The organism is Desulfurispora sp. (assembly GCF_052744395.1).
Window position 1 is genome coordinate 13,988 of record NZ_JBRAJI010000018.1, and the last position, 26,420, is coordinate 40,407.

Consider the following 26,420-nt stretch of genomic DNA (forward strand, 5'->3'; position numbering starts at 1 on the left):
GGTAACAGCCACCATACGGAAAAGAGGAATGACCATGCCTTACGACTCTCTGGTGATGGCCGCCATCTGCCACGAACTCAATCAAGCCATTGTAGGATACCGCATTGAGCGGGTATTCCAACCCGACAGCAGCGAGGTGCACCTGCTGCTGCATTCGCCCCGCGGGGATAGCCGTCTGCTGCTTTCCGCGCACGCCCGGCTGGCCCGGGTGCACCTGACCCGGCACAGCAAAACCAATCCGGTAAATCCTCCCGCCTTTTGTATGCTGCTGCGCAAGCATCTGGAAGGCGGGCGCATCACTGGCATCCAGCAGCAGGGGCTGGACAGAATCATGCACATCACCATCGAGGCGCTGGACGAGCTGGGCCGCCTGGCGGAAAAAAGGCTGGTCTGTGAAATCATGGGCAAGCACAGCAACCTGATCCTGCTGGACGACCGGCAGCAGATCATCGACGGGATCCGCCGTTACTCCCACAGCGTCAGCCGGCACCGCGAAGTGCTGCCCGGCCGGCCCTACATCGCCCCGCCCGCTCAGCCCAAAGCCAACCCCGGGCAGGTGAGCGAAGAGCGGTTCGCCGCCCTGCTGCTGGAACAGGAGTGGCAGTTGCCCGTGCCCACCGCCCTGCAGCAGATCCTGAACGGGGTCAGTCCGGTGCTGGCCCGGGAGATCTGTTTTCGGGCCGGACTGGAACCCGGGGCTAAGGTGGAGCAGTGCGGCCAGTATGAAATAACCTCGCTCTGGCGCACCGCGCGGGAAATTTTCACTTCTGCCGCTGCCGGCCGGTTTGCTCCCTGCCTGGCCTGGCAAAAAAACATACCCAATGATTTCGCCGCTTTGCCCCTCACCCATCTTGACGGCTGTCACCTTGTGCAGGGTGCCAGTATGATGGAAATAGTGGACTTATATTACCACTGGCAGAAAAAACAGGAACAAACGGCCAGCTTAAAACAGGCACTGCTGGCGGTCACCCGGCGGGAAATTTCCCGGCTGGAGAAAATCATTGCCCTGCAGGCCGAAAGCCTGCAGGGCGCCGCAGATGCGGAAAAATGGCGCATTTACGGGGAACTGGTTACTGCCAACCTCTACCGGCTGCAGAAAGGGGATGCGGTGCTGGAGGCGGAAAATTACTATGAACCCGACAGCCCGCCGGTGAGCATCCCCCTGGATCCGCAGTTGACGCCGTCCCAGAATGCCCAGGCCTATTTTAAAAAATACAACAAGGCCCGGGCCACCCGGCAGGCGGCCACCGCCCGGCTGGAGCAGTCCCGCCAGGAACTGGCCTACCTGCAAGAGGTAGAAACCTCGGTACAGCTGGCCGAGGAGCCGGAAACCCTGCAGCAAATCCGCCGGGAACTGGTGGATGAAGGCTACCTGGCACCGGAGCGCGCGGAAACCGGAGCCCGGAAAAGTGACAAAACGCCACCCCGGGAGCCCCAGCCGTTAAAGCTGCTCCTGCCCGGAGATTACCAGGTGCTGGTGGGCAAAAACAACCGGCAGAACGACCATATCACCATGCGCCTGGCCCGGCCGGAGGACATCTGGCTGCACACCAAGGACATTCCCGGCGCCCATGTGCTCATCCGCACTGCCGGCCGGCCCGTACCCGAAGATGTCCTGCTGCAGGCCGCCTGTCTGGCCGCCTACTTCAGCCGGGCCCGGGAGGCCACCTCGGTCCCCGTGGACTATACGCTGCGCAAGCATGTGCGCAAGCCCAAAGGCGCCAAACCGGGTTATGTCATCTACGAGGAGCAAAAAACTCTTTATGTCCGCCCGGATCCCGAACTGGTGGAAAAACTGCTGAACAGCTCCGGCACACCGGATTAACTGCCCGGCTGCTGCCGGCTGCCCGGCTTGACCACGGGCAGCTCTTGGCGGCAGAGCGGACAATCGTCCGGCGCATAGCTCTGCACCTTAAGCTGCACCAGCGACCACAGCGGCACACCGAAGTCCACCCGGCCGCCGCTGCGATCCACCAGCGCGGCCACGCCGGCCACCACACCGCCGGCCTCACGCACCACCTGCATCACTTCCCGCACCGAACCGCCGGTGGTCACCACATCCTCCACCACCACCACCTGTTCCCCCGGGCTGATGCTGAAGCCGCGCCGCAATGTCATGCGGCCGTTTTCCCGCTCGGCAAAAATGCTGCGCACTCCCAGCGCCCGGGCCACTTCGTACCCGGCAATCACCCCGCCCAGTGCCGGTGACGCCACCGTCTGAATGGCCGGCAGTTCTATGCGCTCGGCCAGCGCCCGGGCCAGACGGGAGGCATATTCCGGATATTGCAGCACCAGGGCGCACTGGAAATAGCGGTCGCTGTGCCGGCCCGAGCTGAGCAGAAAATGGCCCTCCAGCAGGGCACCGGTCTGGTGGAATATTTGCATAATCTCCTCGGTACGCACGATCATCATCCTTTCGCAAAACAAGCGGCTGCTGCCAGCCGCTTATCTTTCGATTTTGTTATAGAAGATCACCGGATATTTTTCTATTTTTTGCACATCTTTGCCGGCCATACTGGCCGCCTCTTTATGGCCCAAATACACGCCCTCGTACAGGAGCTTCTTCTTTTCGGTTTTAGTCTCTTTGACAATCACGGAAATGAAATTGCGCTTGTCCATCTGCTTGCTGATATAGTCGGCAAGCACCTTTTTGGCCTGCTCCTCGCTGAAACCCTTGACGTTTACCGTGGCCCAGACCGCTTTAACCTCCTGATCCCCCACTTTTTGCTCATGGAAGACCTCACCGCTGACCTGATAGTTGGGAATGTCCTTGCTGCTCACACCCAGCTGTTTATACGGGTTGTACTTGCCACAGCCGGTCAACAGGGCCATCAGCAGCAGCAATATTCCCACACTTTGCCAGATGCGCCGTCTTTGAATCACTCATCCTCGCCTCCTGGTGCAATTTGTAAGCAAAGTTTGCCGCTATGTTGTATGATACACATATTATCATAACCAGGCAAGCGGGGAATATTTTTGTACTTTTTTTTTCCGCACAGGTAGACATACTATATTTGCAGCCGTGGCTGATTAATCAAAGGAGGGCTGGCCGATGAGCAGGCGCCGCAACCGGGTGATGTCCGACAGGCTCAAGTTTGAGCTGGCCAAAGAACTGGGGGTTGCCGATATTGTAGCCCGGGAAGGTGACTTTGGTTCGGTGAGCTCGCGTGACTGCGGTAACCTGGTAAAGCTGGCCATTCAGCGGGCCGAGCAATCTCTGCTGCAGGTTTAACAGCCGCGGCAGCGGCCGGAAGGAAAACTTCCGGCCTTTTTGATTGGGATCGACAGGCATTGGACTGGCGCACCGGGCAGCAGCACTATACCTTCCGCGACACCGCCCGGTGCATCTCCTCCAGGATCTGCCTGACGGCCGCCACCGGATCGGGTGCCTGCAGGACGGGCCGCCCCACCACCAGATAGTCGGCCCCGGCGGCAACGGCCTCCCCGGGCGTCAGGGTGCGCTTCTGGTCGCCCGGCGCACTGCCGGCCGGCCTGATCCCGGGTGTGACCACCAGAAAATCCCGGCCGCAGTGGGCCTTGATCAGCTCAATCTCCCGCGGTGAAGCCACCACGCCCTGCAGGCCGGCCTGCCTGGCCAGCCCGGCCCAGTCCCGCACTTTTTCGCCAATGCTGCGGGCAAAGCCCACTTCCTCCCGCCAGGCCCGCTCATCCAGGCTGGTCAAAGCGGTGACCGCGATCAGCAGCGGCCTCCGGGAAGCCTGCTGCGCCGCTGCCGCGGCGGCCTGGAGCATGGCCAGCCCGCCCGCGGCGTGCACATTGAGCATATCCACGCCCAGACCGGCCAGCACGCTCACCGCCCGGCCCACGGTGCGCGGGATGTCGTGCAGCTTGAGATCCAGGAAAATCCTGCCCCCCAGGTTTTTGATTTCCTCAATGATGGCCGGACCCTGGCTGTAGTACAGCTCCATGCCCACTTTGAACAGGCCCGTGTACGGGACCAGCATGGTCACATAATGCCGCACACTCGGCCGGTCGGGCACATCCAGGGCGATAATCAACTTTTCTTTAGCCTGAATCAATTTGTCAGCATCTCCCATCTTACCCGCTGTGGGCCACCCCCACCAGCTCCTTGATCTCTTTGACCCCCTGGGCCAGCATAAACTCGCGGATGCCCTCCAGCACTTCCTCGCTCACCCGGGGATTTACAAAATTGGCTGTCCCGATGGCCACGGCACTGGCCCCGGCCATGATAAACTCCAGGGCATCCCGGGCACAGCTGATGCCCCCCATGCCCAGGATGGGCAGGCGCACCTCCCGGTACACCTGCCAGACACAGCGCAGGGCCACCGGTTTGATGGCCGGCCCGGAGAGACCGCCCAGCACATTGCCCAGCACCGGGCGCCGGGTGTGAATGTCTATGGCCAGGCCCGGCAAAGTGTTGATCAGGGACAGGGCGTCCGCACCGGCCTCAGCCACCCGCCGGGCCAGTTCGGTGATGCTGGTGACATTGGGTGAGAGTTTGACAATCACGGGCCGCCGGGTGTGCTCTTTCACCGCCCGGGTGACCCGGGCGGCCATTTCCGGATCGCTGCCGAACTGCAGGCCGCCTCTGTGGACATTGGGACAGGAAATGTTCACTTCCAGCCCGGCCACCCCCTCCACCTGTTCCAGACGGGCGGCCAGAGCGGCGTATTCCTCCAGCGTATTGCCGGCAATGTTGACAATCACGGGCACACCCAGCGCCTGCAGATCAGGCAGGTACTGCTGCACAAAGGCCTCCACTCCCGGGTTCATCAGGCCGATGGCGTTGAGCAGACCGGCCGGTGTCTCCACCAGGCGGGGCGGCGGATTGCCGGGCCGGGGCTCCAGGGTGGTTCCCTTGACAATGATCGCCCCCAGCCGCTCCAAATGAACCAAACCGGCATACTCCCGGCCGTAACCGAAGGTGCCCGAAGCCACGGTGACCGGATTGGCCATGGCGATGCCGCCCAGGTTTACAGTTAAATCAAGGTTCATTTTTCTCCCTCCGCCCACCGGTCAGACTCTTGGCCGGACACCGGGAAGACCTCCCGGGCGTCAAAAACCGGGCCGTCCGTGCAGACCAGGCTGTAGGAGGGCGACTCCTGCCCGCCCGCCCCGCTAGCGCCAACCTGTCCGTCCCCCCGGTAGGTGCGGCAGGCACAACCCAGGCAGGCCCCCACACCGCAGGCCATTTTTTCTTCCAGGGAAACCTGACAGGGCAGATTATGCCGCGCCGCCAGTGCGGCCACCGCCTCCAGCATGGGGCGCGGCCCGCAGCTGTAGATCACGCCGGCCGGGTGAGCGGCCAGATTGTCCGCCAGCGGCGCGGTAACCGGCCCGGCCCGGCCCCGGCTGCCGTCATCGGTGCAGATGATCAACCTGCCGGCCAGCGCCGCCAGGCGGTCCTGCAGCAGCAGCTGGCGGCCGGTGGCCGCTCCGTAATAGAAAATGACCTGGCCGGCCGGCAACTGGCTCTGCAAAGCTGTGGCCAGAAAGTGCAGCGGAGCCACGCCCATACCGCCGGCCACCAGCAGCACCGGTTCCCCGCCCCGCGCTTGCTCCAGATCAAAGCCGTGCCCCAGCGGTCCCAGCAGATCCACCCGGGTGCCGGGTGACAGCGCGGCCAGCCAGGCTGTTCCCCTGCCCACCACCCGGTACAGCAGAGAAACCGTGCCCTGCCGGTCATTGGCGGCAAAAATGCTCAAAGGACGGCGCAGCAGAGGGTCCTGGCTGCCCGGGGCCCGGCAGACCAGGTGCACAAACTGCCCCGGCCGGGCGACCGCGGCCACGGGCGGCGCCAGCAAAGTGAGCTCATAACAGTCCGCACCCGCGGGCCTTTGTTCCAGCACTGTGCAGGAAAGTTGATACTTCATGCCTTTACCGCTCCTGCTCCGCTCCCGGCATAGTCCTGCAGGGCCAGCACTTCTATGGGGTCGCCCTCCTGAATGGAACTGAGCACCTCGCAAATAGCCCAGGCCGTATCCAGCGAGGTCAGGCAGGGCACCCCGTACTCCACTGCCGCCCGCCGGATCTGGAAGCCATCCCGTTCGGGAGCCCGCCCCCGGGTCAGAGTATTCAGCACCAGCCGGATCTCTCCCGAGCGGATCAGGTCGATAATATTGGGCGTACCTTCGCGGATTTTATGCACATGTTCCACCGGCAGACCGCTGGCGCTCAAAAACTGCGCCGTACCCGTAGTGGCGTACAGGCGAAAGCCCATGCCGGACAGGCAGCGCACCAGGGGCAGCGCCTCCTGTTTGTCCTTGTCGGCCAGCGTCACCAGTATAGCCCCCTGGCGGGGGAAGGTATGGCCCGAGGCCACCAGCGCCTTGTACAGGGCCCGGGCGTAATTGCTGTCCGCGCCCATCACTTCACCGGTAGATTTCATTTCCGGGCCCAGCGTCACGTCCACCTGGGTCAGCTTGGCAAAGCTGAACACGGGTGCCTTGATGCCGTATACCCCCGGCGCGGGATGCAGGCCGCTGCGGTAGCCCAGATCGGCCAGCTTCTGACCCATAATCACCCGGGTGGCCAGATTGACAATGGGAATACCGGTGATCTTGCTCATATAGGGCACGGTGCGGCTGGCCCGCGGGTTGACTTCCAGCACATAGACGCTGCCCTGGTGCAGCACATACTGGATGTTGATCATGCCGCGCACATGGAGAGCTCTGGCCAGCCGGGTAGTGTAGTCCACGATTTGCTGCTGCACCTTGAAGGGCACGCCAGCCGGATAAACCGCAATGCTGTCCCCCGAGTGCACCCCGGCCCGCTCGATGTGGCGCATGATCCCGGGAATGAGCACGCTCTCCCCGTCGGCAATAGCGTCCACTTCCAGCTCTTCGCCCAGCAGGTATTTATCCACCAGCACGGGGTGCTGCGGGTTGACCTGCACGGCGTGCTGCATGTAACCGAGCAGTTCCTCCTGGTTGTAGACAATCTCCATGGCCCGTCCCCCCAGCACATAGGAAGGGCGCACCAGGACGGGATAACCGATTTCCCGGGCCACCTGTACCGCCTCATCCACCGAGAAAACCGTACGGCCGGGTGGACGGGGGATGTCCAGTTCGGCCAGCAGGGCGTCAAAGCGCTGCCGGTCCTCGGCGGTGTCAATGCTCTCCACCGAAGAGCCCAGAATGCGCACCCCGGCCTGCTGCAGGCGCCCGGCCAGATTGATGGGCGTCTGGCCGCCGAACTGCACAATCACGCCCAGCGGTTGCTCCTTTTCCAGCACGTGCAGCACGTCTTCGGCCAGCAGGGGTTCGAAATACAGCCGGTCGGAAGTGTCAAAATCCGTACTGACCGTCTCGGGGTTGTTGTTGATGATGATGGCCTCATAACCCATTTCGCGCAGGGCCCAGACCGAGTGTACGCAGCAGTAGTCGAACTCGATGCCCTGACCGATGCGGATGGGACCGCTGCCCAGCACCACCACTTTCTGGCCGGTTCCCGGTATGGCCTCGTCCTCCCCGTCGTAGCAGGAGTAAAAATAGGGCGTTTCGGCCTCAAACTCGGCCGCGCAGGTGTCCACCATCTTGTACACCGGCCGGATGGCGTAGCGGCTGCGCAGCTCCCGCACCTGCTCCTCCCGGCAGCCCAGCAGCTCGGCCAGGTAGGCATCGGCAAAACCCCACTGTTTGGCCCGGTACAGCAGCTCCTGGTCCAGCCCGGCCAGTCCCGCCTGCTCGATTTGCTTTTCCAGCTCCACCAGGTGGGCCAGTTTGCGCAGGAAAAAGGCATCTATGCCCGTCAGGCGCTGAATGCGCTCCAGGAGCATGCCCCGCCGCAGCGCCTCGGCCACCACCAGCAGCCGCCGGTCGTCGGCCTGCCGCAGGGCCACCTCCAGCTGCTCCTGGTTCAGGCGCTGCAATTCGGCGCTTTTCAGGCCGGCCCGGCCGATTTCCAGGGAGCGCACCGCTTTCATCAGGGCACCCTCCAGGCTGCGGTCTATGGCCATCACTTCACCGGTGGCCTTCATCTGGGTGCCCAGCAGCCGGTCGGCCTGGCTGAACTTGTCAAAGGGCCAGCGGGGATATTTCACCACCACATAGTCCAGGGCGGGCTCGAAGCAGGCGTAAGTCTGGCCCGTCACCGCATTTTTGATCTCGTCCAGATTCAGGCCCACGGCAATTTTGGCCGAAACCTTGGCAATGGGGTAACCGGTGGCTTTGGAGGCCAGCGCCGAGGAACGGGAAACCCGCGGATTGACCTCAATCACATAATAGTTGAAGCTGTGGGGATCCAGGGCAAACTGCACATTGCAGCCGCCGGCCACCTGCAGGGCGCGGATGATGTCTATGGAGGCGCTGCGCAGCATCTGATATTCCTGATCGGTGAGGGTCTGAATGGGGGCCACCACAATGCTGTCGCCCGTGTGGATGCCCATGGGGTCAATGTTTTCCATGCCGCAGATAGTGATGCAGTTGTCGGCGTTGTCCCGCATCACCTCAAACTCAATTTCCTTCCAGCCCACCACGCTGCATTCAATCAGGCACTGGCCGATGGGGCTGGCTTTCAGCCCCCGGCTGGTTACGGCCACCAGCTCTTCCTGGTTGTAGACCATGCCCCCGCCGGTGCCGCCCAGTGTATAGGCCGGACGCACCACCAGCGGGTAACCCACACTGCGGGCGAAATCCAGCGCCTGCTCCACGCTTTCCACCACCAAACTGGGCGGTACCGGCTGGCCAATGCTCTGCATGGTGGACTTGAAACCTTCCCGGTCTTCGGCCCGCCGGATGGCTTCCAGGGGGGTGCCCAGCAGTTCCACACCGTACTGCTCCAGCACCCCGCTCTCGGCCAGATATTTGGCCATGTTCAGCCCCACCTGGCCGCCCAGACCGGGCACCAGGCCGTCGGGCCGTTCTTTGGCGATCACCCGGGTGACAAATTCGGGCGTGATGGGCTCGATATACACCCGGTCGGCCATATTCCCGTCGGTCATGATGGTGGCCGGATTGCTGTTGATCAGCACCACTTCCAGCCCCTCTTCCTTCAGGGCCCGGCAGGCCTGGGTACCGGCATAGTCGAACTCGGCGGCCTGACCAATCACAATGGGCCCCGAACCTATGACCATCACTTTGCGCAGATCCCGGCGCAGCGGCATGCTTTAACCCTCCCCGTTCATCATCTGCAGAAACTGGTCGAAAATATAGGTGGAGTCGTGGGGCCCGGGTGCCGCCTCGGGGTGATACTGCACCGAGAATACCGGCAAACTGGTATGGCGCATCCCCTCCACCGTGTGGTCATTCAGGTTGACATGGGTGACCACCAGACCGCAGCCGGCCATACTGCTCTCATCCACGGAAAAGCCGTGGTTGTGCGAGGTGATGTACACCCGGCCGGTGGTCAAATCCTTCACCGGGTGGTTGGCGCCGCGGTGGCCGAACTTCATCTTGTAGGTCCGGGCTCCCAGGGCCAGAGCCAGCACCTGGTGCCCCAGGCAGATGCCGAAAAGGGGTTTTTGGCCCAGCAGCTGGCGCACCGTTGCAATAGTCTGGGGCACATCCACCGGATCGCCCGGGCCGTTGGAGAGCAGAATCCCGTCCGGCTGATAGGCTAAAATCTCCTCCGCCGAACTGTGGGGCGGCACCACCACAATCTCGCAGCCCCGCTCCTGCAGGGAGCGGATAATGTTGCGCTTGGAACCCAGGTCAATCAGCACCACCCGCTTGCCCGGGCCGGGCAGGGTATAGGCCTCGGCAGTGGCCACCTCGGGCACCAGCTGCTGACCGGTCAGCTGCGGGCAGCTTCTGGCCTGCTCCACCAGAGCGGCCACCTCGCCCCCCTCGGTGCTGAGTACGCCGCGCATGGTGCCGTGGTTGCGCAGGTGCCGGGTCAGCGCCCGCGTGTCAATACCGGAAATGCCCGGTACGCCTTCCCGGGCCAGAAAATCGCTGATCCGGTAGCTGGCCCGCCAGTTGCTGGGCAGGTCGCAGTCCTCCCGCACCACAAAGCCGCGCACAAAGGATCTGTGCGCTTCAAAATCCTCCCGGTTGATGCCGTAGTTGCCAATCAGCGGGTAGGTCATCACCACGATCTGACCGCAGTAGGAGGGATCGGTGAGTATTTCCTGGTAACCGGTCATGCCCGTATTGAAGACCACTTCCCCCCAGCGGGTGGTGCGGGCCCCGAAAGGCTTGCCCGTAAAAACAGTGCCGTCCTCCAGTGCCAGTATGGCCTGCATAGTTTCATTCCCCCTTATTCCTTGCCCTGACTTGATTCTGTCCATTTACCACATATATTGAGAGCGCTGCCGGAGCGCTTTGCCCTCCATCACAGCGCTGCTTCCGTCGCGCTGTACACTACCCGTCCCTCCACTATGGTCATGGTCACCCGGCCCTGCAGCCGGCGGCCGGCAAAAGGCGTGTTGCGGCTCTTGCTGGCCAGGCGGTCCGGGTCCACCACCCAGACGGCCGCCGGATCGAACACCGTGATGTCGGCCGGACAGCCGGGCTGCCAGTTGCAGACCGGCAGATGCAGGATGTCTGCCGGCGCCGCCGCCATTCTGGCCGCGGCCCGGAGCACATCCAGGTGCCCGGGCAGCACCAGCTCGGTCCAGACCAGGGCCAGCGCGGTTTCCAGGCCGATAATGCCGAAGGGAGCCAGATCATACTCCACTTCCTTCTCCTGCCGGGCATGGGGAGCATGATCGGTGGCAATGGCATCAATGGTACCTTCGGCCAGACCCTGCCGCACCGCCGCCACATCTTCCGCGCTGCGCAGGGGCGGGTTGACTTTGGTCGAAGTATCATACCCCTCCACGGCCGAATGGGTGAGTGTGAAATGATGCGGGGTGGCATCGGCTGTCACGGGCAGGCCCCGCTTTTTGGCTTCCCGGATCAGGCGCACCGACCCCGCCGTGCTGACATGGGTAAGGTGCAGCGGACTGCCGGTCAACTCGCAGAGAATGATATCCCGGGCCACCATCACTTCTTCGGCCGCCGCCGGTATGCCCTTGAGGCCCAGCCGGGTGGACACATATCCCTCATGCATGACCCCACCGGCGGCCAGTTCTTTATCTTCGCAGTGGGAGATGATGGGCCGGCCCAGCATACCGGCGTACTGCAGGGCCCGGCGCATTACCGCCGCACTGCGCACCGGCTGCCCGTCATCCGAGAAAGCCACTGCTCCCCCGGCGGCCAGTTCGGCCATTTCCACCAGTTCTTCCCCCTGGCTGCCTTTGGTGATGGCCGCCACCGGATAAACCCGGGCCAGGCCGGCCTCCCGGGCCCGCGCCTTGATCAACTCCAGCACCGCCAGATTGTCGGCCACCGGGTTGGTGTTGGGCATGCAGGCCACGGCCGTGAAACCGCCGCGCACCGCCGCCGCCGTGCCCGAAGCAATATCCTCTTTGTACTCATAACCGGGTTCGCGCAGGTGCACGTGCAGATCAATCAGGCCGGGCAGAAGGAGCTGGCCGGTCACATCCAGCACCCGCGCCCCCCGGGCCGGCAGCCTGGCCTCCACCGCGGCCACCCGGCCGTCCTCCAGCAGCACATCGGCCCGGTGCACCCGGTTCTGCCAGGGATCCACCACTTCACCGCCCCGCAGGATCACTTTCATTACCGCCACCTCCCCCGATCAGCAGATACAGCACGGCCATGCGCACGGCCACTCCGTTGGTCACCTGCTCGTTGATCACCGATTGGGCGCCGTCCGCTACATCGGCGGCAATTTCCACGCCCCGGTTGATGGGGCCGGGGTGCATCACCAGCGCATCCGGTGCGGCCAGGCCCAGTCTTTGCCGGCTCAGGCCGTACAGGCGGGCATACTCGCGCAGGGAGGGAAACAGGCCCTGCTGCTGCCGCTCCAGCTGCAGGCGCAGCATCATCACCACGTCGGCCCCGGCAATGGCCCGGTCAAAGTCGTGATATTTTTCCACGGGCAGCTGCTCCAGGCCGGACGGCAGGAGCGTCTCCGGCCCGCACAGCCGCACCCGGGCACCCAGTTTGCTCAAACCCCAGATGTTGGAGCGGGCCACCCGGCTGTGGGCAATATCGCCCGTAATCACCACGGTCAGGTCGGCCAGCCGCCCTTTCTTTTCCCGGATGGTAAACAGGTCCAGCAAAGCCTGGGTGGGGTGTTCATGGGCTCCGTCACCGGCATTGATTACAGCACAGTCCACCTTTCGGGCCAGCAGGTGGGGCGCTCCGGCCATGGGGTGGCGCAGCACCACCGCGTCGGCCCCCAGGGCCCGCAAAGTGGCGGCCGTGTCGATCAGACTCTCCCCTTTGGTCACACTGCTGGCCGCGGTGGCAATATTCACACTGTCGGCACTGAGGTGCTTGGCGGCCAGCTCAAAAGATGTGCGGGTGCGGGTGCTGGCCTCGTAAAAAAGGTTGATCACGGTCTTGCCCCGCAGCGCCGGCACCTTTTTAATGGGACGCCCCAGAATCTCCTTCATGGAGGAGGCAGTGTCCAGCACCAGGTTGATTTCTTCCCGGGTCAGCTGTTCCAGACCCAGCAGGTGCCTGCTTTTCAAAGGCATGGTTTTCACCTCTCCAGCATGAACTAAAAGGCATAAAAATAAGCCCCGCCACCGGCGGTATCGCACCGCCGGCAGCCGCAGGCCGGCAAAAGGAATAACGATCATCCGCCCCCCTTGCCGGCCTCTCCGGACCGTCTTTAAAGGATGGGTCATCCCGGTATTTCCATAATCTGCACCATGTCCTGTCCGTCAATTTCGGTCAGGTTTACGGCGACCACTTCCCGGGAGGAAGTGGGCACGTTTTTGCCTACATAATCGGGCCGGATGGGCAGTTCCCGGTGTCCCCGGTCTACCAGCACCGCCAGCTGAATCAGGCGGGGCCGTCCCAGATCCACCAGCGCATCCAGCGCCGCCCGCACCGTCCGGCCGGTAAAGATCACGTCATCCACCAGCACCACTTTTTTGCCGTCAATGGGAAACGGTACCTCGGTGCTGTGCACCACCGGCTGGGTGGCCAGAGTGCTCAGGTCGTCCCGGTACAGGGTGATATCCAGGATTCCCACCGGTACTTCCCGCCCCTCGATCTCCCGGATGCGTTCGGCCAGCCGCCGGGATAGCGGTACACCGCGCCGCCGGATGCCCACCAGCACCAGATCCGCCGTGCCCTTATTGCGTTCAATAATTTCATGGGCAATGCGGGTGATGGCCCGGCGGATGGCCTCTTTGTCCATGATCTGCGCCTTGGGAACCAGGTTGTGGAACATCATTTCTCACCTGCAATCAAAAAGCCTGCTTACCGCCGGTAAGCAGGCCAGACTAACCTTGCTCTGTTCATACCTTACCGGCCTCACGGGACCGATGTTAAAGGAGTATATAGGCATTTGTTAAAGGGTACCATATCAGCAGCAGAGCTGTCAAACATAAAATAATTTAAGCTGCTGATTGCTAACATCAATATTATTTGATATGATATAGCCATGTTGAACAGCCAGAAAATAGCCCGTGCCCTGAGCGACCCGCTGCGTTATCAGATTTTACTGCTGCTGGCCCGCACCAGTCCGAGCTGCTGCCCCGCCCCGTTCGGCGCAGACGGCGCTGCTGGCCTGTGCAACTGCGAAATCATGGCCAGGATGAACCTGATTCAGTCGCGGGTTTCCTATCACATGAAAGAACTGGTGGAAGCCGGCCTGGTCACCGAAAAACCCAGCGGCAAGTGGAAGTATTATTTTTTAAACCGGGAGGTGCTGCAACAATTCATCCGCCAGCTCCAGCAGGATTTTGATCTGGAGTAAATTTTTTTGGGCTTACACATCAATAAAATTTGATGCGTAGAATAAAATACCAACCCACGGGAGGTACTTGTTTAATGAAAGAAGACATCCGCAACTTCGTACGCCGCAAATACGCCGGTGCCATCCAGCAGAAGCAGGGATGCTGCAGCAGCACAGCAGGTGGTTGCTGCAGCGGCGGCGAGTTCTCCTGCGACCCGATCACCGCCGGCCTGTACCAACCGGAGGAAATTGCCGGCCTGCCCGAGGATCTGATCGCCTCCTCCTTCGGCTGCGGCAACCCCACCCTGCTGGCCGACCTGCAGCCGGGCGAGGTGGTGCTGGATCTGGGCAGCGGCGCCGGCCTGGACGTGCTGCTCTCGGCCCGACGGGTAGGTCCCACCGGCAAGGTCTATGGCCTGGACATGACTGATGAAATGCTGGCCACCGCCCGGGCCAACCAGCAGCGGGCCGGGGTGGACAATGTGGAGTTCTTGAAAGGTTACATTGAAGACATCCCCCTGCCGGATAACAGCGTGGACGTGATTATCTCCAACTGTGTGATCAACCTTTCCGCCGACAAAGACCGGGTGCTGGCCGAAGCCTACCGGGTTTTGAAGCCCGGCGGCCGGCTGGCGGTGTCCGATATTGTGCTCACCCGCCCCCTGCCTCTCCAGGTGCAGCAGGATCTGCTGGCCTGGGCGGGCTGTGTGGCCGGCGCCCTGCTGCAGGAAGAATACAGAGAAAAAATGGTGCGGGCCGGATTTAAAGACATCTCCATCCAGATCACCCGCACCTATGATTTCACCGACCCGGCAGCCGCCAGCATTCTGCCCAACCTGAGCGAAGCCGAGAGGCGGGATTTAAACGGTGCCGTGGCCAGTGCCTTTATCCGGGGCTACAAATAACTCAGCTTAATTCGGCCGCTTTGTCCCTGTCCACGTCGGATACGCCGGCATCCTGGAAGCTGGCCATGCGGGTGAGCATCCCCACGGCGGCTTCCAGCAGGGGCATGGCCAGGGCGGCCCCGGTACCCTCTCCCAGGCGCATATCCAGCTGCAGCAGCGGCTTTAAGCCCAGGTGTTCCAGCATCAGGCGGTGTCCCTGCTCTCCCGAGAGGTGAGCCGGGATCAGATAGTCCCGGCAGGCCGGGGCCAGGGTGGCGGCAATCATGGCGGCGGCGGTGGAGATAAAACCGTCCACCAGCACGGGTTTGCGGTGGGCCGCTGCCGCCAGCACCACTCCGGCCAGGCCGCCGATCTCCAGTCCGCCCACCCTGGCCAGCACATCCAGGCCGTCGGCCGGGTCGGGCCGGTTTACGCGCAGCGCGCTGTCCACGGCGGCAATCTTGCGCGCCAGCACTTCATCATTGACAAAGGTGCCCCGCCCGGTGGCTTCCGCCGCCGTAAGTCCGGCCAGGCAGGCCAGAATGGCGCTGCTGGGCGTGGTGTTACCAATACCCATGTCACCCAGTGCCAGCACATCGGCGCCGGCCGCCACCTGCTCCCCGGTTACCCGGATGCCCACCTCCAGGGCAGCCACCGCTTCCTCCCGGCTCATGGCCGGACCACGGGCGATATTGTCCGTACCGCTTTTTACTTTTAATGATAACACACCGGGAATATCCACCGGCACTTTGACGCCCACATCCACAATGACCAGCCTGGCTCCCACCACCTGGCTGAAGACGCTGACACCCGCCACCCCGCCGGCAAACGCCCCCAGCATCTGGTAGGTGACCTCGGGCGGGGCAATGCTCACGCCTTCCTCCACCACACCGTGGTCGCCGGCCATCAGCACAATCACTTTGTTTTGCACCGGCGGCCGCAGACTGCCGGTAATGCCGGCCAGCTGCACCGCCAGTTCCTCCAGGCGGCCCAGACTACCGGGCGGCTTAATCAGGCTGTCCACCCGCTGCCGGGCTTTTTCCATGGCCGCGGCATCCAGCGGGGCAATGGCGCTGATAGTTTCCTGAAGCAATGACATAGCAGTTACCTCCCCTGTTAAAAATAAACAGTCCACGGCTACAGCTAGCCGTGGACTTTACCATCATCCAGCGGATTACACCGGCAGGCAGGTCTCCTGACTTCCGGATCCACGCGCCGCGCCGCCTTCCCGGCCCGGCACGGCCAGTGGCTGTAAATGGCGCTTTGCTCCCCGGTTACAGTGGCGGGTCCGTCCGGGATTTGCACCCGGTTCCCTATTCTCTGTCCTGAAAGGACAGCACCTGCCGGTGTTAGATATTGTATAATGATCAGGCTGTTTTTTACTTTCTACAGAGACCGGTTTTTTCCTGCTCGGCCAGTAGATCTTTTTTGCCCCAGCGGGTGATATCCACCCCTCGGGCCGCCAGCCATCCGGCGGTGGCACCGGTAATCACTAGCGGCAAACGGGCCAGTTGTTCCACCCGGGCGGCGCCGAGCAAAAACATCACCCGGCGCATGCCCAGGAGCAGATCATCAACATAAGCGCAGAGGGACTCCTCGGAATGGTAAACCGCCTGCAGCAGCGGACGGGCCATGCCCACCAGCCGGGCCCCGGCCACCAGCGCCTTGACCATATCCAGGCCAGTGCGCACCCCGCCCGAAGCAATGATGGTCACGGGCAGTTGCAGGTCCAGACACTCCAGCAGAGCCGCCGCCGTGGGAATACCCCAATCGCCCAGCTCGGGCCACAGCGCACCCCGCCGGGCCAGCTCAATTTGCAAGAAGTTGGTACCACCCCGCCCGGCAATATCAAAACAGGTGATACCGCCGGCATACAGGCGGCGCACCACATCCCGGGAAAGACCCGACCCCACTTCTTTGACGATTACGGGTACGGTCACCTCCCGGGCAATCCGGAAGATATTCTCGGCCACCCGTCCGAAATTGGTCTCCCCTTCGGCCATGGCCAGTTCCTGGGCCGCGTTCAGGTGCAGCTGCAAACCGTCCGCCGCCAGCATTTCCACCGCCTGGCGGGCCTCTCCGGGATGGCAGGTGGCGCTCAGGTTGGCCAGCACCACCCCGGACGGGTTTTCCTGCCGCACCACCCGAAAAGTGTGGACAACCGCCGGATCCTCCAGGGCGGCTTTCTGGGAACCCACCGCAATGGCCAGGCCGCGGCGAGCGGCCAGCCGGGCCAGGGCCCGGTTGATGGGCAGTGTTTTTTCGTGCCCGCCGGTGAGGGCGTTGATCAAAAGCGGTGCGTCCAGCCGTTTACCCAGAAAGGAGCAGGAGAGATCAACATCGGCCGGTTCTATTTCCGGCAGGGCATTGTGCACCAGCAGCAGGTCCGGAAACCCGCTGGTACCGGCTTCCTCCGGCTGAGCCAGCGCCTGTTCGATATGCTGGATTTTACGGTGCTGGCGGTCCAATCATCTCGCCCCCCGGTGAGTTCTGACCACTGCTGCCGGCAGCACCCTGCTCCGCCTGCTCCGCCGCCTTGCCCAGGCCCTTTTGCAGAATACGGTTGATCACCACAGCGGTTTCCGCCCGGCTGGCATTTTGCTGCGCGTGCACTTTGTTCTCGGCATCACCCCGGATCAAGCCGGCACTGCCGCAGGCCAGTATGGCCGGACGCGCCCAGGCGGGAATGGCGGCCAGATCGGCAAATGCCGGGGCGTCCGGGCTGGCGGCAGGCAGCTGGAGCACCCGGTTCAGCACTGCTGCCATCTCGGCCCGGGTGAGCAGGCGGTCGGGCTGAAACGTACCGTCGGGAAAACCGGTCAGGTATTTTTGTCCGGCAGCAAAAGCCACATAGGGTGCCGCCCAGTCCGGTATCCCGGCCCGGTCCTTAAAGGGCAAAGCGACACCTTTTCCGCCGGACTGGTTCTGCTGTCCCCAGCCCAGAGCCCGGCCCAGCATGGTCACAAACTGGGCCCGCGTCACTTTTTCCGCCGGCAGAAAGAGTGTTGCACTCACACCGCTGACCACCTTCAACTGGTACAGGTTGTACACTGCCGGATAGGCCCAGTGTTTTTCCTCCAGATCAGTAAAAGGCAGGGGAGCCTTGATGGTAAACGGAACAGTTATCCTCTGGCTGCGAAAACCTATCTTTATTTCTCCCTGCCCGGACTGCTCTCCAGCTGTAACCAGGCTGCCCTGCACACCCACCAGATCGCTGCTCGTGGTGATTTGCCAGTAAGCCGCAGGCACCTCATGGAGCTGTCCGGAAGGATCGCGCAGGCTGACCTTGATTTCCCCCTTCTGGCCGGGCAGCAGGTTCAGGGAAGCCGGCTGCACCACCAGCTGCAGTTGCTCATCCCTGTACACCTGCACCTGTTTTTGCGCCACTACTCCCTGGTACTGAACCTGCAGGGTGACCGTCCCCGGCTCCCCGGGCAAGAACTCACCGGCTGCCAGCTGTTCCCAGCCCGGCCCGGCCTGCCAGTCCACCTGGTCCCGGATGACCGGCAGGGGGTTGTAATACTCATCGTAGGCTTTGACAGTATACTTCACCGGCAGACCGGGTACTATGCGTTCGGGTCCCGCAATGATCAACCCCTGCAGCGCCCCGGGCGGGGCAGTGGAAAATACACCAAGGGCCACCGGCACCGCCCGCTGGGCTCCCTTTTCCGGCAGGTTGAGCAGCACCGGGCTCTGGTCGCCCAGCGGCCGGGCCACCAGGCTGGTGGAACCTCCCCCGTCCAGGTTGATGGCGGTGTGCACGCCCAGCCCCAGCATGAACTCGGCCAGCTCTTTCTGGGTCATGCCCCGGCTGCGGCTGCTGTTCTCCACGGCCACCAGATACAGCTTGCTCTGCTCGGCATCATACCCGGCCGCGGTGCGGGCGTGGTAACCGACAATCTCCTGGGAAAAGTAGGTGGGCAGGTGCCCTTCGGTCAGCAGCAGGGCCTGCCCACCGCTGGCGCTCATGACGGCGCCGATATCGGGCTGCACCTGGTAGGAAAGCTGCACCGGGTCCCCTGGACGGAATTTTTCCAGCAGAAATCGCGCCGCCTGTCCCTGCCCCCGCAGCACCAAGCCATCTGCCGGCAGCGGCATGGGGTCGCTGTTGCTGTAGAGCTGTTCCACCCTGCCGCTGCGCACCAGCATTTCCACCAGCGGGGGCTCAGGCGCCGCGTATTTACTGCCCCGGCTCTTTTCCCCCCAGGCCGCCGTATACATGTGCAGGGCATTGCTGTCCGAACTGGTGGCATCGGGCAGCAGATAGGCCGGTTTGTTGATGCCGGCCAGAGCATAACTGCTGCCGTCCGGAGCAGTTACCTGGCCGCTGAAAGTAAAAAGGCCGATATAGGGAGTCCTGTCCTGCCCAATGGCGATGGTATACATGTCCCGGCGCAGCGGCGGGCTGCTGAGCAACTGCCCCTGCCGCACCGTCATGCCAATGGGCCGGCCGCTGTCCTTCATTTGAAAAAAGTCAGCATTTACCGCGGCCACCGCCCCGCTGCGCCGGGCCATATTGAGCACGGTATCGTTCTTTTGCCAGGTATCATCCGCACCCAGCAACACCCGCAAATCAATGTAGGGATCAAGCAGATCTACGGTCAGCACGTAGACTATAATCTGGCCATCGTCAGCCTTGAGGGTGTATGTATCCTGATTCACTCCCCGGCTGATTATTTGACTGGTATGTTCCTGTACAGGGTAGGTCTGGGCCCGGGCCACACCAGCCAGCGGTCCCAGATAAAGGACCAGTCCCAGTATCAACAGGTAGAAAACCCCGGGCCACGTTCCTGACTTCTTCCAGAGCGCTTTTCCTGCTGCAATCAATGATGTTGTGCCTCCCTGTGCCCGTAATCAGCTTAACTTTTGACCGGCCGGTCAAAGAAAATATTCTTGCTGTAACCCGCTATGGGCACCCCGATGGCGATAGCCCCGCCGATCAGGCCCATTTGCCGGGCTACCACCCCGGCCCGGTACATCACCCGGTTGTCCGCGTTGAGCATACTGGCAGTCTTGACCGCCGAACCCAGGGCTATCCCCAGATCAATCACCCGCCAGGCGCAAAGCGGCCCGACAAACTCCGGACCTTCCCGACCGCTCAGCTGGTCACACCGGTCACAGCCGCAGGCTCCGCAGTTCAACCCCAGCGGTTTGTTTTCTTTCAAAGACAGCAGCAGTACTGCTGCCGCCTGGCGTACCCCGGCCGCATCCCGGTCGAAATTCACCTTGCCGGTCCGGCGACCATACTGCTCCATGGCGTCGGCCAGCCTGTGCAGATCTTCCCCGCTGACAATTTTTATCTCCACGTAGTCCTGCCCCAGAGATTTGGGCGCTGTCCTGGCCGAAAGGGCCATCAATTCCGCCACCATTGACAGTGCATTTTGCATGGCTGGTTCCCTCCCGTTAATTTTCATTGTATAATCATTATGGTTAATCTGTTGAAAATACTTCTTTTTCTATTTATTATTACATAATTCTACTTCAGGTTGCTTTTTCCTGCTGCAGAAAATAGCGGAAATTGCCACTGCAGACCAATTGACAGGCTGGTGATCAACATGTCCCCCTTTGACCCGGGCGAAAATTTATCCCGGCTGGTGATCTACCGCCGGCTGCTCGATGATCCGGTTCTGGCCAGCTGGCGGCAGCTGCAAAAAGATGCCGGCAGTTGCCAGCATTTGGCCCGGCTCCTGGAGCAGGTCCAGCCATGCCGCCATCCCCGGCTGCCGGAATGCAGCTGGTGGCAGAACCACCTGCTGGACCTGATCATGCTGGACGAAAATACCGCCAGCCGCAGCATGGCCACTCTCCCGGCCAGCAGTAACCCCGGGCAGCCCCTGGTTCCCGAAAGGCTGGCCGCCCTGCTGGAAAGAGAGCTGGCCGTCCTGCAGGCCCTGTACCACTGGCAACCCGACCCTGGCCAGCTTCCGGCAGACCTGGAGGGTTACTGGCAGTACATCTGGCATGCTGCCCCGGCAGCCACCCCGCCCCGCTACCCGGATCAGCAGGCCTTTTATGAGCACAAGCAAGCCCTGGCCGCTGCATTTGCCGAAAACCCGGCCGCCATTTTGCACGCGCTGGCCAGCTTCCACAGCAGCCTGGGCTGCGGTATCTTCAGCCGCTATTTTTGCTTTACCTGGCGGGAAGACCTGGAACCGGTCACCCACCCCGACATTCTGTCTCCCGACGCCCTGCACGGTTATCAGCAGGAAAGAGAGGCGTTGCGGGAAAATACCGCCCGGCTGACCGCCGGCCTGCCGGCCGCCAATATTTTGCTGTACGGCGACCGGGGCACCGGAAAATCTTCCGCCGTAAAATCCCTGCTCCACCGGTTCGGCCGGCAGCGGCTGCGCCTGCTGGAAATAGACCGGACCCACCTGGCGCGGTACAGCTCTCTGCTGCACCGGCTGGCCGAACTGCCCTACAAGTTCATTGTCTTTCTGGATGATCTGTCTTTTGAAGAACCGGAAACCGAATACAAACAGCTCAAGGCCATGCTGGAAGGCAGTGTACACCGCCGACCGGAGAATCTGGTTATCTACGCCACCTCCAACCGCCGCCACCTGGTCAGTGAATCCTTTCGGGACCAGGACAAACATCCGCAGGACAGCGTCCAGGAGAAACTTTCTCTGGCCGACCGGTTCGCCATGTGCTTGATGTTCTCGGCCCCCGGCGAAAAGGCCTATTTGGAAACAGTGCTCCACCTGGCCCGGCAGGCCGGACTGGACTGGCCGCAGGAGACTCTGCTCCATCAGGCCCGGCTCTGGGCCATGTGGCACAACGGCTACTCCGGACGCACGGCCCGCCAGCTGGTGGACTACCTGTATGGACGTTCGCCGGGACAATTTTAGTTGTCCAAATACCTGGCCGGCAGCAGGATATTTTTTTCACGAAACGAATTAGTAATTTAACTGAAAAGCCAAACAATAGCTACAGGAGGGATCTCTTTGTATTACCCGGGAGAAATCAAAACACCAGGCCTGGAACTGATGCTGGTGCTGGTACGGGTTGTTTACTTTGTCGCCCTGGTTCTGATTACCGCCGGAGCCGGTATGGTGGCGGGGCTGCCCCCCGTGGTCAGCGGCACCATCGGCGGGCTGTTCGGCTTTTTCCTGCTGGCCTGTGGGCATCTTTTTGAGGTGGTAAATGTAACCTGCCCGCACTGCGGACATCGCACCCGCTCTCTGCGCGACTATGGTTCTTTCCGCTGCCCCAACTGCCAGCAGACAAGCTTTGTCCGGGAAGGAAAAGCCGGCCAGGATTAACAATCTACCAAACAGCAGCATAGCCCGGTGCGTCCGGGCTATTTATTTTTTGGCCACGCATGTACAAATTATTTTCATTTTATTTTGAATTGTGTATAATATTAATAAATTTTCAGCTACTTACAATGACACCGCTCCGTCCGCTGCGAGGAACAGATTATAGGAGTGAGGTGTGAAAGATGCGCGTGCTGATTGTGGGGGATAAAATCATCAACGCAGACACGGAAGAGGTAATCGACAGCGGTTATACCATCTTCCGGGAAGCCATCCGCTACTGCCGGCGCCAGGGCTGGAAGTGGTATCTGTGCCTGAACGATGAAATCCTGAGCGAAAGGGAATCCATCCGGGAGTTTGGGACCAACCTCTTTCCCCGCCTGCCGGAACAATACTGCTTCGACCAGAAACTGCACAAGGCCATCTACACCGTGCTGGTGAAATACAGTTCGGGCTACGTACCGCGACCTTATGTCACGGCCAAGCTGGTCGTCCGCGATCTGCGCCGCCGCGGTGAAGGCACTTTCTTCGGTCTCTGGTTTGTGTACGACGGTTTTCGGGTCTGTTACGGCACCGAAGGAGAAAGGGTAAAAATACTCTGGGCTCCCGCCTAGCTACACCTCACCGGCCCGGCCCCGCCAAAGATCTCCATAAGACCCATTTAGAAGCACAATCACCGGTGCTTCTTTTTTTGTCGGGTTTATTTGACCAACAATTTGATATATTATATTAACATCAGCAGTTTCCGAACCGGGACACCCCGGTCAAACCAAAAGGCGAGGCGATGCTTTTTTGCTATCCACCAGCTTGTTTCCCGCCGGCATCACCGGCAATTCCTCCCTGCTGGCCTGCATCAGCGCCAGCGGCAGCCTGCAGCGCATCTTCTGGCCCTTTGTTGACGGCGGACAGCACCTGGGCATACTCAAAACCGGCCTGCTGCTGCCCGACAATCAGACCATCTGGCTGGATGACCCGGCCTGGGCCGTCCGGCAGTATTATCTGCCCGGCAGCGCGGTTTTTGTCACCGAGCTCGCCCATCCCGGTCTGGAGGTCAGCGTCAGCCAGCACGACTTTTGCCTTCCCCACCTGGACGTGTTCTGCCGCTGGCTGAAAATTACCAACCTGCGTCCGGGCAGCCTGGCAGGCCGGCTGGTAATCTATATGTCTTTGAACATTGACGAGTCGGTACAATATGATGGCATGTACATCGAAAACAACCTGCTGGTACAGCACCGGCGCCGGGTTTTCGCCGGGCTGACCATCCCCGGGCGTGTGCTGAGCGGCTTTCACTGCGGCCGCCGCCACACCCCTTCTGATCCCTGGGCGCCGGCCTTAAGGGGCGAGTTCTGGGGCGGCCGGGACAACATCAAAGAGGGGGCGGCGGCTCTGGCCTGGGAACTGGGACCGCTCCAATCCGGCCAGACAGAGGACTTCCCCGTCCTTTTGCTCTTTGCCGAAAATGCACGGCAGCTAGCGGATTTGCTGGACCGGGCTGCCTCCACCCCCGCCGGTGAGCTGTTCCAGGAAACCCTGGACTACTGGCGGACCTTTTTAACCGGCACTCCCCAACCACCGGAGCACGTTTCTATTTTTGCTCCATCACTGATGGTCATGAAACTGCTCAGTGAAAAAAAAACCGGCGCCTCCATCGCCGCCCCCGAATTCGATCCGGCCTTCCAGGCCAGCGGCGGATACGGTTATTGCTGGCCCCGGGACGGGCTTTATGTGGCCCTGGCCCTGGACCTGGCCGGCAAACACCAGGAAGCGGCCGATTTTTACCGCTTCTGCCGCCGGGTACTCAACCCGGACGGCAGCTTTCACCAGCGCTATTTCGTGGACGGTAGCTGGGGGTCCAGCTGGGGCCAGCAGCGGGATCAGGTGGGCGCCGTACTCTGGGGCTGCGCCGCCCACTACCGGTTAACCGGTGACCGGACTTTTCTGGAAGAAATCTGGCCCCTGGTGCAGAGCGGAGCGGAACACATCCGGCAGAGCCTGGGAGAAGATTTTCTACCCGCCCCCAGCATGGACCTGTGGGAGGATCAGTTTGGCCAGAGCACATACACTGCGGCCGCCTGCTCCGGCGGCCTGGCCGCCGCCTCTTTTCTGGCGGACACCATGGGAGAGGAACAGCAGGCAGCCGATTGGCGCAGCGCCGCCCGCAATATCCGGCAGGCCGTGCTCGACCGGCTCTGGAGCCCCAGTAGGCAGAGCTTTGTGCGGGGACGCCGGCACAATCCGCACAGCTGCTACCTGGACGAACGGCTGGACAGCGCCGTGCTGGGCCTGTGCTTCCCTTTCGCCCTGCTCCCTCCGGACCATCCCCTGATGCAAAAAACCGTGGCCGCCCTGGAGTCCTGTCTCTGGAACCACAGCGCGGGCGGCCTGCACCGCTACGAGGGAGATGGTTACGCCGGCGGCAACCCCTGGGTGCTGCTCACCCTGTGGCTGGCCATCTATCACACTCTGGCGGGCCACCCTGCCCGGGCCCGGGAACTGCTCGGCTGGGCGGAAAACAACGCTTCCCCCACTGGTCTGCTGCCCGAACAAATCCACAAAGACAAAGGCGGACCGGCCTGGGTGCTGCCTCTTAACTGGTCGCACGCCATGTATGTACTGGCCGCGCTGGCCCTGGCCGGCCGATACAATTTTTCCAGTCTGGAATTCCGGGTGTGAAGCACCATTTATTTTTATCCAGCACGGCAGGAATTTTTGCGTAAATCGTTGAATGTTAATTTACTTATTATAAAAATTATACGGACGTGATTCCTTTGCCCCCCATGATTGATATTGACCGCTTTGTGCAGGAACACCAGGTGGAAATAGAAACCCTGGTCAACCTGGCCCTGAACAAAGCGGGCCGGACTGTAGAAAGCAAAGTGGCCAGCGGGGAGGTTTCCCCGCGCCTTACCGATGTACTGCCTCTGCTGCTCTATGAGGCACTGTTGACCAGCACTGTGGCCACCCTGCGCCTGGCAGCAGAAATGTTCAATGACTCAATGAGGAGCGAATAACCCTTGCTGACAACCAGATCCTATATCTTTATCGCTTTTCTCGCCGTAGTGGGAATAGCCGCCTTTCTGGTGGGCTTTTTCTCCAGGCGCAGGTAAAAATGCAGGCTGTACCGGGGTGACGCAAGTGAGCTTGGGAGACCGCATCAAAAAGATCCGGCTCAACAATCAGCTGACTGTAAGGCAACTGGCGGAAAAAGTAGGCGTATCGGCCAGCTTTATTTACCAGCTGGAGCAGAACAGGGTTTCCCCTTCGTTTTCTACACTGAAATCGCTGGCCCAGGTGCTCAATACCAATATCAGCCTGCTGGTGGAGGAAGACCTGCCGGAAGAGTGGCTGGTGGTCAGGCGGCAGAACCGAAAGAAAGTGGTTACCGACAACCCCGGACTCAGCCTGGAACTGCTCACCTTTCTGGGGGCGCGGGAAAAGCGCATGCAGCCTTTCATCTTCCGGCTGGAACCGGGAGCGGTATACGATGAATTCAAGATGTTCAGCAGCGAGCGGGAAGATTTTTTTTATGTTCTTTCTGGCAGCCTGGAGATCTGCCTGCCCGGAAAAAATTACCGTCTGGAAACCGGTGATGCGGCCTATTTCATTTTTGACCATCCGGTCCTGCTGAAAAACCCCGGCCCGTCACCGGCGGAAGTATTCTGGATCATCAGCCCGCCCATGTAAAAACAGCCCTGGCGTCAGGGCTGTTTTTATACTTGAAATAGCTTGTCCCATAGCTTAGCGGGTAAAAACCATCTGGCCCGCTGTGAAACAAACAGGCCGGCTGAGCAGAAAACTGTTGGTAATCCCCCGGGAATAAAAATACAGCGCCCCGTTTGTCGGATCGGCCCCCGCCAGCACCTCGCTGGCCGCCTTTCTGGCCTGGTCGGTAGCCGGCCGGTCAATCCACCCGTTCAGTACGGGGGTGAACTGGTAATGGCCGTCCTCCACCTGGTAGATCACCGCCCGGATGGAATCCGGAAAAAGATCGCTTTTCACCCGGTTCAGCACCACAGCCCCCACGGCCAGCTGGGCCTGATACGGCTCTCCTCCCGCCTCGGCTGTAATCAGGCGGGCCAGCAGATCGAAATCGCTGCGGGACACCTCACCCGTATTTAAAGCCGCACGGCTGATTGTCTGGTTGATTGGTGAACTGGTGACTTTGGCAGCTACGACTTGCTTACTGGCCGCCGCTGCACTGCGGGAATCAGTTTTGACCACCAGCTTCTGTCCCGGATAAATCAGGTTGGATTTCAAGTGATTAATTGTTTTGAGAGACTGGACAGTGCTCCCATACCGCAGGGCTATTTTATAGAGCGAATCGCCGGGCTTTACTTTGTAAACAACCTGCCCGGCCAGACAGGCCGAAGGAAAAAGCAACAGCAATACAAACAGACTTACCCATACGGGCCATCTTTTGACCAGCTTATGCAATTTTTTCTCCTCCTCTGGCAGCCTCCGGAGTTAGTTGACGGGTTCGGGTTGAGGACTACCCGGCTGCGGTGTGGCAAATGCACCTCCCGACCAAACCGCCGCTTCACCCCAAAAATTAGTTCCCCCGTACATTGTTCTTAGAACAATGATTCGGCTTTTGATTTAC

At 61.3% G+C, this 26,420-nt stretch carries 25 protein-coding genes and 2 riboswitches; of the genes, 10 read left to right on the forward strand and 15 right to left on the reverse strand.

The genetic code is table 11. The features are described from left to right. Positions 1 to 34 precede the first annotated feature (34 nt). Positions 35 to 1,825 carry an Rqc2 family fibronectin-binding protein gene (locus ACUVTU_RS06560; RefSeq protein WP_445889160.1) on the forward strand — a complete coding sequence of 597 codons (1,791 nt, stop codon included), beginning with the start codon at positions 35 to 37 and terminating at the stop codon, positions 1,823 to 1,825. On the opposite strand, the gene pyrE is transcribed toward ACUVTU_RS06560, so the two are convergent. Together pyrE and ACUVTU_RS06570 are read right to left on the reverse strand one after the other, a co-directional pair. Next, a complete protein-coding gene (gene pyrE, locus ACUVTU_RS06565) occupies positions 1,822 to 2,409 on the reverse strand; it encodes an orotate phosphoribosyltransferase (protein WP_445889190.1) in 588 nt (195 codons plus the stop codon). The genes ACUVTU_RS06560 and pyrE overlap by 4 nt on opposite strands. Before the next feature lie 36 nt (positions 2,410 to 2,445). Next, a complete protein-coding gene (locus ACUVTU_RS06570; protein ID WP_445889161.1) occupies positions 2,446 to 2,883 on the reverse strand; it encodes a hypothetical protein in 438 nt (145 codons plus the stop codon). Positions 2,884 to 3,052: 169 nt separating this feature from the next. Between ACUVTU_RS06570 and ACUVTU_RS06575 the strand changes: the two genes are divergently transcribed. Further along, positions 3,053 to 3,232 carry a small, acid-soluble spore protein, alpha/beta type gene (locus tag ACUVTU_RS06575; RefSeq protein WP_018084917.1) on the forward strand — a complete coding sequence of 60 codons (180 nt, stop codon included), beginning with the start codon at positions 3,053 to 3,055 and terminating at the stop codon, positions 3,230 to 3,232. 85 nt (positions 3,233 to 3,317) lie between these two features. Here the strand turns inward: ACUVTU_RS06575 and pyrF are convergent, their stop codons facing one another. The 8 genes from pyrF to pyrR form a co-directional block, all read right to left on the reverse strand. After that, positions 3,318 to 4,040, reverse strand: a complete 723-nt coding sequence (pyrF, locus tag ACUVTU_RS06580; protein ID WP_445889162.1) for an orotidine-5'-phosphate decarboxylase — start codon at positions 4,038 to 4,040, stop codon at positions 3,318 to 3,320. A 19-nt stretch (positions 4,041 to 4,059) separates the two neighbouring features. Continuing rightward, positions 4,060 to 4,977 carry a dihydroorotate dehydrogenase gene (locus tag ACUVTU_RS06585; protein ID WP_445889163.1) on the reverse strand — a complete coding sequence of 306 codons (918 nt, stop codon included), beginning with the start codon at positions 4,975 to 4,977 and terminating at the stop codon, positions 4,060 to 4,062. After that, a complete protein-coding gene (locus ACUVTU_RS06590) occupies positions 4,974 to 5,855 on the reverse strand; it encodes a dihydroorotate dehydrogenase electron transfer subunit (RefSeq protein ID WP_445889164.1) in 882 nt (293 codons plus the stop codon). Before ACUVTU_RS06590 ends, ACUVTU_RS06585 begins: the two co-directional genes overlap by 4 nt. Then, positions 5,852 to 9,085 carry a carbamoyl-phosphate synthase large subunit gene (gene carB / locus ACUVTU_RS06595; RefSeq protein WP_445889165.1) on the reverse strand — a complete coding sequence of 1,078 codons (3,234 nt, stop codon included), beginning with the start codon at positions 9,083 to 9,085 and terminating at the stop codon, positions 5,852 to 5,854. Before carB ends, ACUVTU_RS06590 begins: the two co-directional genes overlap by 4 nt. A gap of 3 nt (positions 9,086 to 9,088) precedes the next feature. After that, on the reverse strand, positions 9,089 to 10,165 hold the full coding sequence (carA, locus tag ACUVTU_RS06600; RefSeq protein WP_445889166.1) for a glutamine-hydrolyzing carbamoyl-phosphate synthase small subunit: 1,077 nt from the start codon (positions 10,163 to 10,165) through the stop codon (positions 9,089 to 9,091). 89 nt (positions 10,166 to 10,254) lie between these two features. Beyond that, positions 10,255 to 11,544 carry a dihydroorotase gene (locus tag ACUVTU_RS06605; RefSeq protein WP_445889167.1) on the reverse strand — a complete coding sequence of 430 codons (1,290 nt, stop codon included), beginning with the start codon at positions 11,542 to 11,544 and terminating at the stop codon, positions 10,255 to 10,257. Further along, complete coding sequence (locus ACUVTU_RS06610; RefSeq protein WP_445889168.1) at positions 11,519 to 12,469, reverse strand: aspartate carbamoyltransferase catalytic subunit; 951 nt, start codon at positions 12,467 to 12,469, stop codon at positions 11,519 to 11,521. The genes ACUVTU_RS06605 and ACUVTU_RS06610 overlap by 26 nt, the downstream gene beginning before the upstream one ends. A gap of 149 nt (positions 12,470 to 12,618) precedes the next feature. Then, positions 12,619 to 13,176, reverse strand: coding sequence for a bifunctional pyr operon transcriptional regulator/uracil phosphoribosyltransferase PyrR (pyrR, locus tag ACUVTU_RS06615; protein WP_445889169.1), 558 nt, complete (start codon positions 13,174 to 13,176; stop codon positions 12,619 to 12,621). 210 nt (positions 13,177 to 13,386) lie between these two features. Between pyrR and ACUVTU_RS06620 the strand changes: the two genes are divergently transcribed. Further along, entirely contained in the window at positions 13,387 to 13,701 is a 315-nt protein-coding gene (locus tag ACUVTU_RS06620) for an ArsR/SmtB family transcription factor (protein WP_445889170.1), read from the forward strand. A 74-nt stretch (positions 13,702 to 13,775) separates the two neighbouring features. Beyond that, entirely contained in the window at positions 13,776 to 14,585 is an 810-nt protein-coding gene (locus ACUVTU_RS06625; protein ID WP_445889171.1) for an arsenite methyltransferase, read from the forward strand. Position 14,586: 1 nt separating this feature from the next. Here ACUVTU_RS06625 and cobT read toward each other — a convergent pair whose 3' ends face one another. The 4 genes from cobT to ACUVTU_RS06645 form a co-directional block, all read right to left on the reverse strand. After that, on the reverse strand, positions 14,587 to 15,663 hold the full coding sequence (gene cobT, locus ACUVTU_RS06630; protein WP_445889172.1) for a nicotinate-nucleotide--dimethylbenzimidazole phosphoribosyltransferase: 1,077 nt from the start codon (positions 15,661 to 15,663) through the stop codon (positions 14,587 to 14,589). Positions 15,664 to 15,732: 69 nt separating this feature from the next. Continuing rightward, a riboswitch (cobalamin riboswitch) is annotated at positions 15,733 to 15,923 on the reverse strand. 20 nt (positions 15,924 to 15,943) lie between these two features. Next, positions 15,944 to 17,032, reverse strand: a complete 1,089-nt coding sequence (gene fni / locus ACUVTU_RS06635) for a type 2 isopentenyl-diphosphate Delta-isomerase (RefSeq protein ID WP_445889173.1) — start codon at positions 17,030 to 17,032, stop codon at positions 15,944 to 15,946. Beyond that, positions 17,013 to 19,391, reverse strand: coding sequence for an S-layer homology domain-containing protein (locus ACUVTU_RS06640; RefSeq protein WP_445889174.1), 2,379 nt, complete (start codon positions 19,389 to 19,391; stop codon positions 17,013 to 17,015). Before ACUVTU_RS06640 ends, fni begins: the two co-directional genes overlap by 20 nt. A gap of 32 nt (positions 19,392 to 19,423) precedes the next feature. Further along, positions 19,424 to 19,951: a ferredoxin domain-containing protein gene (locus ACUVTU_RS06645; protein ID WP_445889175.1), complete on the reverse strand. Its 528-nt coding sequence runs from the start codon at positions 19,949 to 19,951 to the stop codon at positions 19,424 to 19,426. 168 nt (positions 19,952 to 20,119) lie between these two features. Between ACUVTU_RS06645 and ACUVTU_RS06650 the strand changes: the two genes are divergently transcribed. The 6 genes from ACUVTU_RS06650 to ACUVTU_RS06675 all read left to right on the forward strand — a co-directional run bounded on the left by ACUVTU_RS06650 (position 20,120) and on the right by ACUVTU_RS06675 (position 25,504). Next, a complete protein-coding gene (locus tag ACUVTU_RS06650) occupies positions 20,120 to 21,412 on the forward strand; it encodes an ATP-binding protein (RefSeq protein WP_445889176.1) in 1,293 nt (430 codons plus the stop codon). Positions 21,413 to 21,508: 96 nt separating this feature from the next. Next, the gene (locus tag ACUVTU_RS06655) at positions 21,509 to 21,826 is read left to right on the forward strand and encodes a hypothetical protein (RefSeq protein WP_445889177.1); all 318 of its coding nucleotides are present in this window, start codon (positions 21,509 to 21,511) and stop codon (positions 21,824 to 21,826) included. Between the two features lie 179 nt (positions 21,827 to 22,005). Further along, on the forward strand, positions 22,006 to 22,434 hold the full coding sequence (locus tag ACUVTU_RS06660; protein ID WP_445889178.1) for a hypothetical protein: 429 nt from the start codon (positions 22,006 to 22,008) through the stop codon (positions 22,432 to 22,434). A 178-nt stretch (positions 22,435 to 22,612) separates the two neighbouring features. Then, entirely contained in the window at positions 22,613 to 24,493 is a 1,881-nt protein-coding gene (locus ACUVTU_RS06665) for a glycoside hydrolase family 15 protein (protein WP_445889179.1), read from the forward strand. 104 nt (positions 24,494 to 24,597) lie between these two features. Further along, positions 24,598 to 24,831: a hypothetical protein gene (locus ACUVTU_RS06670; RefSeq protein ID WP_445889191.1), complete on the forward strand. Its 234-nt coding sequence runs from the start codon at positions 24,598 to 24,600 to the stop codon at positions 24,829 to 24,831. Positions 24,832 to 24,955: 124 nt separating this feature from the next. Continuing rightward, entirely contained in the window at positions 24,956 to 25,504 is a 549-nt protein-coding gene (locus ACUVTU_RS06675; protein WP_445889180.1) for a helix-turn-helix domain-containing protein, read from the forward strand. Between the two features lie 54 nt (positions 25,505 to 25,558). Here ACUVTU_RS06675 and ACUVTU_RS06680 read toward each other — a convergent pair whose 3' ends face one another. Next, on the reverse strand, positions 25,559 to 26,254 hold the full coding sequence (locus ACUVTU_RS06680; protein WP_445889181.1) for a cell wall hydrolase: 696 nt from the start codon (positions 26,252 to 26,254) through the stop codon (positions 25,559 to 25,561). 4 nt (positions 26,255 to 26,258) lie between these two features. Next, positions 26,259 to 26,420, reverse strand: a riboswitch (cyclic di-AMP (ydaO/yuaA leader).

Excerpts from the sequence above, each read along its gene's own strand:
- ACUVTU_RS06605 (WP_445889167.1), bottom strand. The coding sequence starts at position 11,544 with ATGAAAGTGATCCTGCGGGGCGGTGAAGTGGTGGATCCCTGGCAGAAC.
- ACUVTU_RS06560 (WP_445889160.1), top strand. The coding sequence starts at position 35 with ATGCCTTACGACTCTCTGGTGATGGCCGCCATCTGCCACGAACTCAAT.
- carA (WP_445889166.1), bottom strand. The coding sequence starts at position 10,165 with ATGCAGGCCATACTGGCACTGGAGGACGGCACTGTTTTTACGGGCAAG.
- pyrR (WP_445889169.1), bottom strand. The coding sequence starts at position 13,176 with ATGATGTTCCACAACCTGGTTCCCAAGGCGCAGATCATGGACAAAGAG.
- ACUVTU_RS06645 (WP_445889175.1), bottom strand. The coding sequence starts at position 19,951 with ATGCAAAATGCACTGTCAATGGTGGCGGAATTGATGGCCCTTTCGGCC.
- ACUVTU_RS06590 (WP_445889164.1), bottom strand. The coding sequence starts at position 5,855 with ATGAAGTATCAACTTTCCTGCACAGTGCTGGAACAAAGGCCCGCGGGT.
- cobT (WP_445889172.1), bottom strand. The coding sequence starts at position 15,663 with ATGTCATTGCTTCAGGAAACTATCAGCGCCATTGCCCCGCTGGATGCC.
- ACUVTU_RS06670 (WP_445889191.1), top strand. The coding sequence starts at position 24,598 with ATGATTGATATTGACCGCTTTGTGCAGGAACACCAGGTGGAAATAGAA.
- ACUVTU_RS06585 (WP_445889163.1), bottom strand. The coding sequence starts at position 4,977 with ATGAACCTTGATTTAACTGTAAACCTGGGCGGCATCGCCATGGCCAAT.
- carB (WP_445889165.1), bottom strand. The coding sequence starts at position 9,085 with ATGCCGCTGCGCCGGGATCTGCGCAAAGTGATGGTCATAGGTTCGGGG.
- ACUVTU_RS06610 (WP_445889168.1), bottom strand. The coding sequence starts at position 12,469 with ATGCCTTTGAAAAGCAGGCACCTGCTGGGTCTGGAACAGCTGACCCGG.
- ACUVTU_RS06660 (WP_445889178.1), top strand. The coding sequence starts at position 22,006 with ATGCGCGTGCTGATTGTGGGGGATAAAATCATCAACGCAGACACGGAA.
- pyrE (WP_445889190.1), bottom strand. The coding sequence starts at position 2,409 with ATGATCGTGCGTACCGAGGAGATTATGCAAATATTCCACCAGACCGGT.
- ACUVTU_RS06625 (WP_445889171.1), top strand. The coding sequence starts at position 13,776 with ATGAAAGAAGACATCCGCAACTTCGTACGCCGCAAATACGCCGGTGCC.
- ACUVTU_RS06575 (WP_018084917.1), top strand. The coding sequence starts at position 3,053 with ATGAGCAGGCGCCGCAACCGGGTGATGTCCGACAGGCTCAAGTTTGAG.
- ACUVTU_RS06620 (WP_445889170.1), top strand. The coding sequence starts at position 13,387 with ATGTTGAACAGCCAGAAAATAGCCCGTGCCCTGAGCGACCCGCTGCGT.
- ACUVTU_RS06650 (WP_445889176.1), top strand. The coding sequence starts at position 20,120 with ATGTCCCCCTTTGACCCGGGCGAAAATTTATCCCGGCTGGTGATCTAC.